Source organism: Albidovulum sediminis, from assembly GCF_025380365.1.
GTDB lineage: Bacteria > Pseudomonadota > Alphaproteobacteria > Rhodobacterales > Rhodobacteraceae > Albidovulum > Albidovulum sediminis.
The window spans coordinates 46477-60648 of sequence record NZ_JAOCQF010000001.1; the positions used below are offsets into that span (position 1 = coordinate 46477).

General features: G+C 63.7%; 3 protein-coding genes. All 3 read left to right on the plus strand.

What is annotated here, in order from left to right:
- Positions 1-66 precede the first annotated feature (66 nt).
- The 3 genes from N5I32_RS00255 to N5I32_RS00265 all read left to right on the plus strand — a co-directional run bounded on the left by N5I32_RS00255 (position 67) and on the right by N5I32_RS00265 (position 14094).
- Positions 67-10962, plus strand: a complete 10896-nt coding sequence (locus N5I32_RS00255) for a calcium-binding protein (protein ID WP_261496021.1) — start codon at positions 67-69, stop codon at positions 10960-10962.
- Positions 10963-11085: 123 nt separating this feature from the next.
- On the plus strand, positions 11086-12807 hold the full coding sequence (locus N5I32_RS00260; RefSeq protein WP_261493392.1) for a type I secretion system permease/ATPase: 1722 nt from the start codon (positions 11086-11088) through the stop codon (positions 12805-12807).
- On the plus strand, positions 12808-14094 hold the full coding sequence (locus tag N5I32_RS00265; RefSeq protein ID WP_261493393.1) for an HlyD family type I secretion periplasmic adaptor subunit: 1287 nt from the start codon (positions 12808-12810) through the stop codon (positions 14092-14094). It abuts the gene before it with no gap.
- The last annotated feature ends 78 nt before the right edge of the window (positions 14095-14172 follow it).

A 14172-nucleotide genomic window follows, 5' to 3' on the forward strand; every position in this document is an offset into this window, starting at 1 on the left:
GCAGCAGGTGGCGGCGGATCTGGCGTTGGCAACGGTGCGGGCCCCTCGGGTGCGAGTGCATCTGGTATGTCCGGAACAGCGGGCAACCCGGGCAAGGTGAAGGACGACACGGTCAGCAAAACCAAAACGGATCCTCAGGGTCGCCCGCCAAGCGACCCCAAGTACACCGGCCCTCAACCCATCCTCCTTGATCTTGACGGCAACGGGGTGAAGATCGACGAGATCTCCCGCTCGACGACGTTCATCGATGCCGGCGGCGACGGGTTGAAGCACCGGACGGCCTGGGCCGGGGCGGGCGACGGGGTACTCTTTTTTGACGCGGACGGCGACGGGACCATCTCGCAGAAGCGGGAGTATGTGTTCACCGAATGGGACCCGACGGCCACCTCCGACATGGAGGCGCTGAGGAGCTATTTCGACACCAACGGCGACGGGAAGCTGACTGCGGCGGATGCGGGTTTCGCGCAGTTCCGGGTGCTGGTGACGAATGCCGACGGGACGAAGACGGCCCGGTCGCTCGCCGAGCTGGGCATCACCGAGATCAACCTGACCGAGGATGCGACGCGGATCGTGCTCCCGGATGGTTCGGTGATCGAGGGGCAGACGACCTTCACTAAATCCGACGGCTCGACCGGCACGGTGGCCAGTACCGCGCTGGTGGCCGAGGCCGAGGGGCACCGGGTGACGGAGGTGGTTTCGACCGACGGCAACGGCAACCGGGTGGTGGTCAGCACCGCCTATGGCGCTGGCGGGCAGGTACTTTATGCGGTGACCTCGGTGACCTCGCCCACGGGTGCGAGTGTCACCAACAGCTGGGACGATGACGGCGACGGGGTGACGGACCGGATCCAGACGATCGACACGGTCACGAATGGCGACGGCTCGAAGGCCGAGACGATCGTCAACAAGGTGGGTGCGCTGGCGGCGACTGCGATCACGGTCAGCCGGACGGTCACGACCCGCAGCGCCGACGGCGCGTCGGTGGTGATCGAGCGGGATTCGACGGGCGGTGGCTGGTTCGACCAGCGCGAGGTGCAGGTGATCAATGCCGATGGCAGCCGGACGAACACGACCAGCGACCTGAGCCAGAGCGGCTCGGTGATCCGATCGGTCAGCGAAACGGTCGCAGCCGACGGCAGGACCCGAGCGACCGCTGCGAACGAGGACGGGCTGGGTGGTGCGGATACCATTACGACCCATGTGATCACGGTGAACGGGGACCTGAGCCGCACGGAAGCGGTGAGCGTGTCGAATGGCGACGCCACGCTGCGCTCGCGCGAAACGACGGTGGTGAGCGCGGATGGCAAAACCAAGACGATCACCAGCGATCTGGATGGTGACGGCGATACCGATCTGACCGAGGCGCAGGAGATCACCGTCTCGGGCGCGGGCTCGGTCTCGACGATCACGCTCACGAATGGCGACGGCAGTCTGCGGAGCAAGGACACCCATACGCAATCGGCTGACGCGCTGACGAAGACTGTTGCGCGTGATGTCGATGGCGATGGCGACAATGATACGTCGACGGTCGATCAGACGGTGGTGAATGCCGATCTGAGCCGGGTCAATACGGTCACCGTCACCAATGTCGATGGCTCGGTGCGCGAGAAGACCATGGTGACGCTCGGGGTCGACAAGGTGACCTCCGAGACCTGGGTGGACCTCGACCAGGACGGAACGTTCCAGGCGACCGACCTGGTGAAGTCGGTGACGGTGGACGCCGGCACGCAGCTGCGCACGGCCCAGATCTGGGAGCGCAATGCCGACGGTTCGGTGCGGGCGTCGGAAGTGGTCACGACAAGCGCCGACGGGCTCGACACCACCCGTGTCCGCGATTCTGATGGCGACGGCGATGCGGACGCGAGGATCGAGGATGTGACCATCCTGGCCGCCGGCATTGCGACCCGGACGGTGACGGTGAGGAATCAGGACAATTCTCTTCGAACGAAGACCGAGACGGTCACGAGCGCTGATGGCCTGACTGTAATCAGCCAGTCAGATATCGACGGCGATGGCAGCTATGATGCGAGTACCATCGACGCGAGAGTTCTGAACGGCGATGGCAGCACGACACGGACGGTGTCGGACTATGCCGGCAACGGGACGACACTGACCGGGAAGGCGACGACGGAGCAGAGTGCGGACCGTCGGACCGTGACTGTGACGCGGGATGCTGACGGTGACGGCTCAGTCGACGGCGTGACGACCTCCATCGAGGCGGCAGACGGCTCGCAGACGGTCACGACGGCGGCATATCATGCCAATGGAGGGCTCCGCAGCCAGTCGGTAAGTGCGATCAGCGCCAACGGCTTGATCGCCACGACTGAGATCGACCTCGACGGCGATCTCATATACGACATCGTCGAGGCCGACTCCTCCGTCCTGAACATTGACGGGAGCCGGACGCGGACCGTCACCCTGACCAACGGCGATGGCAGCCTGCGGAGCAGCACAGTCACAACTACCAGCGACGACGGTCTGGTGACAACAGTAGAGACCGATGCCGACGGCGACGGGGCCTTTGAAACCGTGGCCAGCAGCACCAATGTCCTCAACGCCAATGGCAGCGTGACCACAACGGACCAGGTCCGTTCCCAGGACGCGACGCTTCTTGGACAGACCCAGCGCACGGCCAGTGACGATGGTCTGGTTGTGACCACCGGCGTCGACCGCGACGGCGATGCCAGCGCGGATTTCACCGAATCCCGCTCGACACTGCTTCTGAATGACGGCGGGGTCAGTGTCACCACCGAGCTGCGCGATGCGGCCGATGTCCTGCGCTCCAGGTCGGTCGACACGACAAGCGACGATGGCCGCCTCTCGACAACCTCGACGGATGTGAATGGCGACGGCCTGTTCGATCTTGTCACCACACGGACTGTGGCGGATGACGGATCGGTCACCAGCGTGCGTCGTGAGCAGGCCTCAAACGGATCTCTGCAAGCTTATGCCGCCACGATCATCAGCGATGATGGACTGGTGGTGACGACGGTCGCGGATGCCGATGGTGACGGGGGCAATGAACGCTCGGCACTGGATACCACCGTGCTGAACGACGATGGCTCCACGACCCGGACCCTGGTCAACGTGGGGGCCAACGGGGCGGTCTTCAGGGCCACGATGATCGCGACGAGCGATGACGGGCTGTCGCAAGTCCGGACGGATGACTGGAACCACGACGGCACCGCCGACCTGACAACGAATTCCACGCGATCGGTCAGCAGCGCCGGCATCTGGACCGAGACGCTCGAGCGCAGGGCCGCCGACAATACGATCATAGACAGTTACGCGAAGGTCACGAGTGCGGACCGCCGGGCGGTGACGGAGAGTTTCGATGCCGACGGTAACGGCGTCGCCGATCGCGTGACGACGACCACCATCGCGAGCGATGGCCAGGTGACTCAGGCCACTGAGCGCCTGTCGACCGCCGGCGTTATCGAGGCGACCGAGGTCGCGACGGTGAGCGGCGATGGGCTGGTCGCGACAATCGCGACGGATCGAAATGCCGACGGCCGGATCGACCTTGTCAGAAAATCCGTGACTGCGCTCGGGAGCGACGGGTCGCGGACGACGACGGTCGAATACACCAACGACCACCACGTCCTCTTCGGCCGGACCGAAAGCCATGTCACCGATGATGGGCTCTTCATGACCGAGCGGGTCGACCTGGACGGCGACGATATCTTCGAGTTCCAGTCGGAGCAACGGACCACGCTCGCGGCGAACGGTGACCGGGTCATCTCTCAGGTGACGCGCGACGCCGCGGGACTGGATCTGTCTTCGGCCGAGATCAGGCAGAGCGGCAACGGCCTCCAGACCAGGTCTCGCTTCGACTATACCGGCGATCACGACTTTGACCGCGAGACCCAGCGGATCGAGGCCGCCGATGGCAGTGTCGTTGAAACGCTGAAGTTCTTCGCCGCGGGTGAAGAACTGACCTACCAAAGCACGACGAGCGTCAGTGCCGATGGCCGCACGACGACGCAGGACACCGACCTCGACGGGGACGGAGTGGCGGATCGCCGGGTTGTGTCAGCGATTGATCTCGATCGGGACCACACCGAGACCTGGGCCGACACGCGAGCGGATGGTAGCGCGATAGCCCAAGTGGCCATGGATCTGTCCGCCAACGGGATGTCGGAGGTTGTAACGGTCTCGGTCGATGGTGCGGGTCCGGCCGATATCAGCCGCGAGACCCTGCGGACCTTCGCCGCCGATGGCGCGCTGATCGAGACCTTCAGTGAACGGATCGGGGCGGGCACGCTCGCCTATCGGCAGGTGACCACGACGGCTGCTGACGGCCTCTCGAGAGTTCGCTCGATTGACGCGGATGGCGACGGCGTCACCGACGCGAACAATACCGTTGAAACCACCTTGAACGCCGATGGCAGCCGGACGACCGCTGACGTCGCAACCTATGCGAATGGCAACCTGCGATGGTCGTTCGAGACCTTTGAAAGCGCAGACGGCCGGTTGCTGACCCGCTCTATGGATTATGACGGCAATGGGCTTGCGGACAAGACCATCGCGATCGTGGTCAATGCCGATGGCTCTCGCAGCGAGACGGAAGCAGCCTTCGGACTTGGCGGACAGTTGACCGAACGGTTTGTCACCACCACATCGGCCGACGGGCTGAAAACCTCTATCCAGCGCTTCGGCATCGAGCAGACGATCTCCAGGTCGCCGGTCGACAACGGCAGTTACAGCTGGAACAACGGCGTCACCGCCGCCGTCGGCGCAACCAACGTGATCACAGACCACCAGGTGGATCCGTCCGGTGTCGAGATTTGGACGATCGACAGGACTTGGAAGACCACTGAGACACGCGAGGTCCACGACGAGTTACGCACATTCACCGTGACCCATACCTCGCATGTGGAGGCTCGCCTCGATGCCGTCGCCAAGGCGTTACTTGTTTCGGAAGCCGCGCGGATATTCGACACAGTTCTCGATCGCGAACTGGACTTCAGCGAGATCGAGCTGCTCGCCGACTACATCAAGGACGGCCGGCTCGACGGCGCGGCGCTGACCACGGTGCTGCTCGCCGAGGGTATGCTCGGCGGCGCGGAGTTTGCCGCACGCTATGGCACGCTCACGGATGCCGAATTCGTGACCCAACTCTACTGGAACGCTCTGGGCCGGGCGCCGGACATGGCGGAACTGGGATCGCTTCTGGGGGCGCTTTCGGGCGGCACTCTGGATCGCGGGGGCCTGGTCCTGCAACTCGCTGAATCGTCTGAACACCTGGTGGTCGGCAATGCTCACCGGCTCACCAACAACTTCGATGTCATCCTGAACCCGGTTCAGTACGAGCGGAACCTCGACCGGGTCTTCGTCGAGAACCTCGTGCAGTCGATCTCCGATGTGGTCTATGACCGCGCGCCCACCGAACACGAGCTTGCCTTCCTGCGCGATCGGCTGCTGCGCGATGTCGACAACCCCGATGATGTTGCCGCTGCGCTGCTTGCGTTGGATGGGTCGATCCTGGGTTTTCCGGCGTCGAGCCTCTTTGGCTTGTCGGGCAACGAATTCGTCAACCAGGCCTACTTGAATGCCCTGGGGCGGGTCGCGACGTCGGCCGAGCTTTCTCTCTGGAGCGACCATATCAGTTCGGGCCGGATCACCCAGGCTCAGTTCGTGGCGTCGCTCGCACAGAGCTTGGACCATCTGGCGGCCGGAAACGCGCATACGCAAGCGGAACAGGGCGAGTTCACCACTTGGGCGGGCTCCGCGGGGAATGACACGTCGTCGTTCGGTGCGGGTGCCAACACCAGCATTCCCGCGCTCATGTACGGTTATGCCGGCAACGATACGATCACGGGTTCGGCCCTTGGTGATCAAATCGTCGGGGGCACCGGCGTGGACAGCCTGAAGGGTGAAGCGGGCAGCGACACCTATGTCTGGGCGCGCGGCGACGGCAACGATACGATCGACGACAGCGCGACCTCGATGGTCGAGACCGACCGGCTGGTCTTGACCGACGTTCTCTCGTCCGACGTGGCACTGACGCGCGTGCAGGGCAGCAACAACCTCATCGTGACCATCACGGGTCCGGGCGGCGCGGAAACCCTGACCGTGGTGAACCGCTTCTACAGTGCGACGGAAAGCCGCGGCCTCGAGGTGATCGAGTTCGCCGATGGCGAGGTCTGGTCGCTGAGCGAGATCCTGGCGCAGACGAAGCTCGAGGGCACCAGCGCGAACAATACGCTGACCGGGACGGGCTATGCCGACAATATCCATGGCCTCGGCGGCAACGACACCATCGACGGGAACAACGGTGACGATGTTCTCATTGGCGGCCAAGGAATTGATCTTTTGCGTGGCGGCACCGGAAACGATCTCTACGTCTGGGGCCAGGGCGACGGCAATGACACGATTGACGATACAGGCGCGTCTCTAATTGAAGCCGATGTGCTTGCCCTTGCGGATACCAGCGCGGGTCTGGTTTCGCTGCGAAGAAACAACGGCTCCAATGACCTGAAGATCTTCATTGACGGTGATGGCAGTTACGAAAGCAGCAAAGGGGTACTCTACTACGAATACTATTCCGGTCTGAGCCAGCCGACGGTCGCGACGATTCCGACCACCGGGGTTGCGGGTGTCGGGCGGCTAGAAAGCATGAACCTTGCGGCGCTTGACGCCAAGCACGGAGGTACTGGAAACTACTACGCGTTCAGGATGTTTGGAACTCTCGATCTGGTTGCGGCCGGGGACTATACGTTCAACATCCAGTCCGATGACGGTTGGTCTCTTCTGATCGACGGCGTTCCTGTTTCCAACACCACGGCCTATCAGTGGACCGCGAACACGGTCAGTTTGAGCGCAGGACAGCACACGATCGAGTTCGCCTACTTTGAAGCTGCAGGTGCCGATTACTTCAACATGACCGTGTCGGGGCCGGATACGGGGGGAGCGACCGTCGACCTGTTTGCAAGCGGTCTTCTCGGCCACGCCGAAGACGCTACGCATCTGATGAACATCTCGCCGGGTGATTACGCCGCCGAATTGGCAGGACAGAATGAAATTTCCGTGTCCAACCAGTTTGCGAACACGGCCGACGGGAAGGGCATCGAGGTGATCGAGTTCGCCGATGGCGAGGTCTGGTCCCTGAGCGAGATTCTGGCACGAACGAAAGTCGAGGGCACGAGCGCGAACAACACGCTGACCGGGACGGGCTATGCCGACAATATCTACGGGCTTGCCGGCAACGACACGATCAGCGGCGGCGCGGGCGACGATGTGATCGTCGGGGGCACCGGCGTGGACGCGCTCTGGGGGGGCGATGTCAATGCCAATCCCGAAACCAACGGCAACGATTCCTACCTCTGGTCAAAAGGTGACGGTGGCGACACCATCAATGATTGGGCAAAGTCGATGGTCGAGCAGGACACGCTGGTTCTGCTGGATGTGGTTTCGACGGAAGTGTCCCTGACCTATTCCAACGCCAATGGCGACGACCTGTTGATCACGGTCATCCCGACCAATGAAACCATTACGATTGATGAGCGATTCAAGCACAACTACACGGGGTACGGCATCGAAGCCATCTCCTTTGCCGATGGTGTGATCTGGACACTTGATGACCTGATCGCCCGCACCCGGCTCAATGGCGACGCGAGTGCCAATACGCTGGCCGGCTCTGGCTACGCCGACAATATCTACGGGTTCGGCGGCAACGACACGATCGACGGCAACGACGGTGACGACCGTATCTTCGGAGGCGCAGGGGCCGATCTTCTGCGCGGCGACAACGGCAATGATCTCTACGCCTGGTCGCGCGGTGACGGCAACGACACCATCGATGAAACCTCGACCTCGCTCACCGACGTGGACACGTTGCGCCTGATCGATGTGAATGCCACTGGGGCAACTCTCACGAAATCGGGCAGCGACCTGATCGTGAGCGTGAACGCTACCAGCGAGGTGCTGACGGTCAAGAACCGGTTTGCCTCGGCGGGAAGTGGCTACGGTGTCGAGTACATCGAGTTTGCCGACGGAGTCGTTGTTGAGGTACTGGACAGCCCGGTCGCCGAGGCGATCGTGACCGGCACCTTGGCTGCCAATACGCTGACGGGTTGGGGCTACAGGGACACGATCTACGGGCTTGACGGCAACGACACGATCAGCGCCGGCGCGGGTGACGATGCCCTCTTTGGGGGCACCGGCGTGGACAGCCTGAAGGGTGAAGCGGGCAGCGACACCTACGTCTGGGCGCGCGGCGACGGAAACGATACGATCGATGACAGCGCGACCTCGATGGTCGAGACCGACCGGCTGGTCTTGACCGACGTTCTCTCGTCCGACGTGACGCTGACGCGCGCGCAGGGCAGCAACAACCTCATCGTGACCATCACGGGTCCGGGCGGCGCGGAAACCCTGACCGTGGTGAACCGCTTCTACAGTGCGACGGAAAGCCGCGGCCTCGAGGTGATCGAGTTCGCCGATGGCGAGGTCTGGTCGCTGAGCGAGATCCTGGCGCAGACGAAGCTCGAGGGCACCAGCGCGAACAATACGCTGACCGGGACGGGCTATGCCGACAATATCCATGGCCTCGGCGGTAACGACACGATCAGCGGCGGCGCGGGTGACGATGCCCTCTTTGGGGGCACCGGCGTGGACAGCCTGAAGGGTGAAGCGGGCAGCGACACCTACGTCTGGGCGCGCGGCGACGGAAACGATACGATCGATGACAGCGCGACCTCGATGGTCGAGACCGACCGGCTGGTCTTGACCGACGTTCTCTCGTCCGACGTGGCACTGACGCGCGCGCAGGGCAGCAACAACCTCATCGTGACCATCACGGGTCCGGTCGGCGCGGAGACCCTGACCGTGGTGAACCGCTTCTACAGTGCGACGGAAGGGCGTGGCCTCGAGGTGATCGAATTCGCGGATGGTGAGGTCTGGTCGCTGAGCGAGATTCTGGCGCGGACGAAGCTCGAGGGCACGAGCGCGAACAATACGCTGACCGGGACGGGCTACGCCGACAATATCCATGGCCTCGGCGGCAACGACACCATCGACGGGAACAACGGTGACGATGTTCTCATTGGCGGCCAAGGAATTGATCTTTTGCGCGGCGGTACCGGAAACGATCTCTACGTCTGGGGCCAGGGCGACGGCAATGACACGATTACGGACGCTGGTGTCTCGCTTGTCGAAGCTGATGAACTTTCACTGCACGGGGTGGCTGAAAGCCAGGTGTCGCTTTTCCGCGACAGTGGATCGACCGACCTGAAGGTTGTTGTCAACGGGAATGGCAGCTACGAAAGCAGCAAAGGGGTACTCTACTACGAATACTATTCCGGTCTGAGCCAGCCGACGGTCGCGACGATTCCGACCACCGGGGCTGCGGGTGTCGGGCGGCTAGAAAGCATGAACCTTGCGGCGCTTGACGCCAAGCACGGAGGCAACGGTGACAACTATGCCGTCCGGATGTTTGGAACACTCGATCTGGCTGCGGCCGGGGACTATACGTTCAACATCCAGTCCGATGATGGCTGGGCCCTTCTGATCGACGGTGTTCCTGTTTCCAACACCACGGCCTATCAGTGGACCGCGAACACGGTCAGTTTGAGCGCAGGACAGCATACGATCGAGCTCGCCTACTTTGAATCTGTGAGTGTCGCATATTTCAACATGACCGTTTCGGGGCCGGATACGGGGGGAGCGAACGCCGACCTGTTTGCAAGCGGTCTTCTCGGCCACGCCGACGATGCCAAGCACCTCATGAATGTCTCGCCAGTGACCTACGCCACAGATCTCGCGGGGCAGAGCACCCTTGTCGTGACGAGCCAGTTTGCCAGTACCTCGGATGGAAAGGGCATAGAGCAGATTGGCTTTGCCGATGGCACGAACTGGTCCCTGAGCGAGATTCTGGCACGAACGAAAGTCGAGGGCACGAGCGCGAACAACACGCTGACCGGGACGGGCTATGCCGACAATATCTACGGGCTTGCCGGCAACGACACGATCAGCGGCGGCGCGGGCGACGATGTGATCGTCGGGGGCACCGGCGCGGATACCCTGAAGGGCGAAGCGGGCGGCGACACCTACGTCTGGGCGCGCGGCGACGGCAATGACACGATCGATGACAGTGCGACCTCGATGGTCGAGACCGACCGGCTGGTCTTGACCGACGTTCTCTCGTCCGATGTGACACTGACGCGCGCGCAGGGCAGCAACAACCTCATCGTGACGATCGCGGGCTTGAGCGGCGCAGAGACCCTGACCGTGGTGAACCGCTTCTACAGCACTTCTCAGGGTCGTGGCCTCGAGGTGATCGAGTTCGCGGATGGCGAGGTTTGGTCGCTGAGCGAGATCCTGGCGCAGACGAAGCTCGAGGGCACGAGCGCGAACAACACGCTGACCGGGACGGGCTACGCCGACAATATCTATGGGCTTGCCGGCAACGACACGATCAGCGGCGGCGCGGGTGACGATGTGCTCGTCGGGGGAGCGGGAGCGGACAGTCTCGCGGGTGGTGGTGGTGAGGACACCGTCAGCTACATCACCGCATCGCAGGGCGTCTCGGTTTCTCTGGCCACAAGTGGCGCTCAGACGGGGATTGCGGGCGGAGACGAAGTGGGGGATGTATTGACGGACATCGACCATATCGAGGGCTCTTTGTTCGGCGATGTGCTTGTCGGGGACGCTTGGAGCAACACTCTGTCGGGGCTGGATGGCAACGACAGCCTGCGTGGCGGCAACGGTTCGGACACGCTGGTCGGTGGGACAGGCGCGGACAGCTTCATTTTCGCGGCCGGCGACGATCAGGATATCATCCGGGATTTCCAGGACGGAACAGATCTGATCCGATTTGAGGTGGCCGGTCTCACCTTCGCTGATCTGGTCCTGGACGAAGTGGCCGGCTCGGCCGTTGTCCGCTACGGAGACGGCGACATTGTTGTGCTGGAAGGTGTGACTTTGCCGCAGTTGAGCGCTGATGATTTTATCTTCGTGTGATCGGCGTCAGCCCGCGCACCCCGCGATCCGCGTCATGCGCCGGAAGGGAGATGCCGGCGCATCAGACTGTGCGAGAGCGTCCGGGGCCGGACCGGGGGTCTTTTACGCGTGATGCAGTCGTCCGTGCAACATACCAAGCAACGAGCGCAGGTCGCCTTCGCCATGCCTGCGCTCCCCAAAGGACCGCTTATTCTTGTCACCGTCTTCACGATTGTGGTGAACCTGCTTGGGCTGACCGGCTCGCTGTTCATGCTGCAGGTTTATGACCGGGTCTTGCCGGGTCATTCGGTGCCGACGCTGGTCATGCTCCTCCTGGCGGTCGCCGCCCTTCTGGCGGCAATGGGCGGGCTCGACGCGGTCCGCGGCCAGATCGGCGCACGGATCGGTGCGGCGTTGCAGTCGCAATGTGATGGCCCTCTGTTTCTGGCCACACTCGATCCGCCGCCGTCGGCCGCGCGCGAGGCAGCAACGGCACTCCATGACCTCGAGGCGGTGCGGAGGTTCCTGGGGTCGCCGCAGATGTTCGCGCTTCTGGACCTGCCTTTCGCGCCCCTCTTTTTCGGGCTCATCTTCCTCTTCCATCCGCTGCTGGGGTGGCTCGCCATCACCGGAGGCTTCCTGTTGGTCGCGATCATGCTCGTCAACCAGATCAGCAGCCGCGGGACGGGCGAGACCTCAGCGCGCGCGAGCGCCACCGCTGCGCGAAACGCTGAACTGATCCGGGCCGGCGCTGACACGGTCCGATCTCTCGGCATGTCCGGCAATGCCGCCTCGCGTTGGCGCAGTGATCGCGACCGGGCGCTCGCCGCCGAAATCGACCTCGGCGACCGCAACGGCGGATTCGGTGCAGCGGTGAAGGCGCTGCGGATGTTCCTGCAGTCGGCGATGCTGGCGCTGGCGGCCTGGCTGGTCCTGAGGGCCGAAATGACGGCGGGCGGCATGATCGCGAGCTCGATCCTGATGGGCCGTGCGCTGGCCCCGGTGGAGCAGATCGTCGGAGGTTGGTCGCAGGTCGTTCGCGCGCATCGGGGATGGCACGCTCTCAAGGTCCTCACTGCTGCCGTTGGCGCAAGGCCACGCCTGACGCGACTCAACCCACCCGAGGCGCGTCTTGTGGTCAGCGATTTGACGGTGGTCCCGCCCGGCGAGAGTCGATCGACACTTCTGCGTGCGAGTTTTGCGGTCGGACCGGGTCAGGCCGTTGGCGTCATCGGCGAGAGTGCGGCAGGCAAGTCGACGCTCGCCCGCGCGCTCACCGGGCTCTGGCACCCGACAGCGGGCGAGATCCGGCTCGGCGGCGCGAAGATCGACCAGTATGGCGATGACCTGGCGCGTTACGTGGGGTACCTGCCGCAGGACGTTACCCTCTTCGAGGCATCGGTCACAGAAAACATCGCTCGCCTGGCGGAGGTCCCCGACGATGCTGCCGTCATAGCGGCTGCGACCGAGGCCGGGGCGCATGAGGTGATCCTGAGTCTGCCCAAAGGCTACGATACGCCGGTTGGTCATTCCGGCGCGAAACTGTCCGGCGGGCAACGCCAGCGCATTGGTCTCGCGCGGGCTCTCTACGGCGCGCCCTCCCTCGTGATCCTCGACGAGCCGAACTCCAATCTGGATGCGCCGGGATCGGAAGCTGTGAATGCGGCGATCCGTGCCTTGAAGGCGCGCGGCGCCATTGTCATCGTCATGGCACACCGTCCGGCGGCGATTGCGGACTGCGATCTCGTGCTGATATTGAAGCAGGGCCAGGTCGCGGCTTTCGGGCCGCGCGACGAGGTGCTGAAGGCGAATGTCGTGAACCATGCGCGGCTGGTCGGTGCGTCGCGCCCGGCGGGAGCTACCTGAATGGACTGGAGCACGCGGCGCCAGTCCCTGTTCGGGCTGACCATCACCGCTCTTCTGATGGGCTTCGTTGGGGTGTGGGGCAGTTTCGCCTCGCTCGCAGGGGCCGTCATTGCCGCGGGACAGATCGAACCCGAAGCGCGCAGCCAGGTCGTCCAGCATCAAGACGGCGGTATTGTCGCCCGGATCCTGGTGCGGAACGGCGACCGCGTGGCGGCAGGCGATCCGGTCCTGGAACTCGATGGCGGCACGCTTGGTTCGCAATCGGCCATCGTGACTGGCCAGATCATGGGGTTGCGCGCAGAGGCGGCCCGGCTTGCGGCAGAAGAACTCGCCGCCACTACCCTGGTCTTCCCCGAAGGTCTCAGGGACGCCGCCGCGGGAGATGCAGCAATGGCTGCGACTCTCGGGCGGCAGCAATCCGTTTTCGCGACGAGGCTCGCCACCTATACCGGTACCGTGAAGAGCCTCCGCACCCAGCAGGAGCAGAAGCGCGCTGAGATCGAGGGCCTGCAGCTTCGGTCCGCGGCGCTCCACGACCAGAGAGCTCTCGTCAGCGAACAGCTTGTTGCCGCGCAGGATTTGCAGGCAAAGGGCCTGATGCCGGCCTCGGCTGTGCTCGAACTGCGTCGAACGGAGCGTGTGCTCGACGGCGAGATTGCCGGCGTCGCGGCGTCGGCTGCCGCGGCGGCGAGCGAGATCGCGCGGCTCGATGTCGAGGTGGAGCGTCTCGCGTCCGCGCGCCAGGAAGAGGCGGCGCAGGGGCTTCGCGACGTCCAGAATCGGCTCGCCGAACTTGAGGAGCAGAAGCGCGACCTCGACCGTCGGATCGGGCGACTGGTTCTCCGCGCCCCATTGGCAGGGATCGTCCATGAACTGCAGGTGTACACGCTCGGTGCGGTGATCCGCCCAGCCGACCCCGTCCTGCACATCATCCCGCAGGAAGGCGATCTGACGATCATTGCGAGAATCGACAGCGCCCATGTCGATTCCGTCCGCGCCGGTCAGGCCGCCAAGCTGCGCTTCACCAGTTTCGACAGCCAGCTGACGCCGGAGCTTGCCGCGACGGTCGCGCGCGTTTCCGCCGGCGCGACCCTCGACCAGCGTTCCGGTGCCTCTTACTACACTGCCGAACTTGCCATCGCCGAAGACCAGGGTGCACTCCTTGACGGCAAGCCGCTCCTGCCAGGAATGCCAGTCGAGGTCTATATCCAGACTGGTGAGCGTTCGCCGCTACAATACGTACTTAAGCCGTTTCTCGATTATGTTGAACGGGCGTTCCGGGAGTAGCGAACGCAGCACGAACGATGTGGCCGGGCGGCGACCCGGTTCCATGGGTCATTGGCCCAGCCAGCTCACACCGCGATC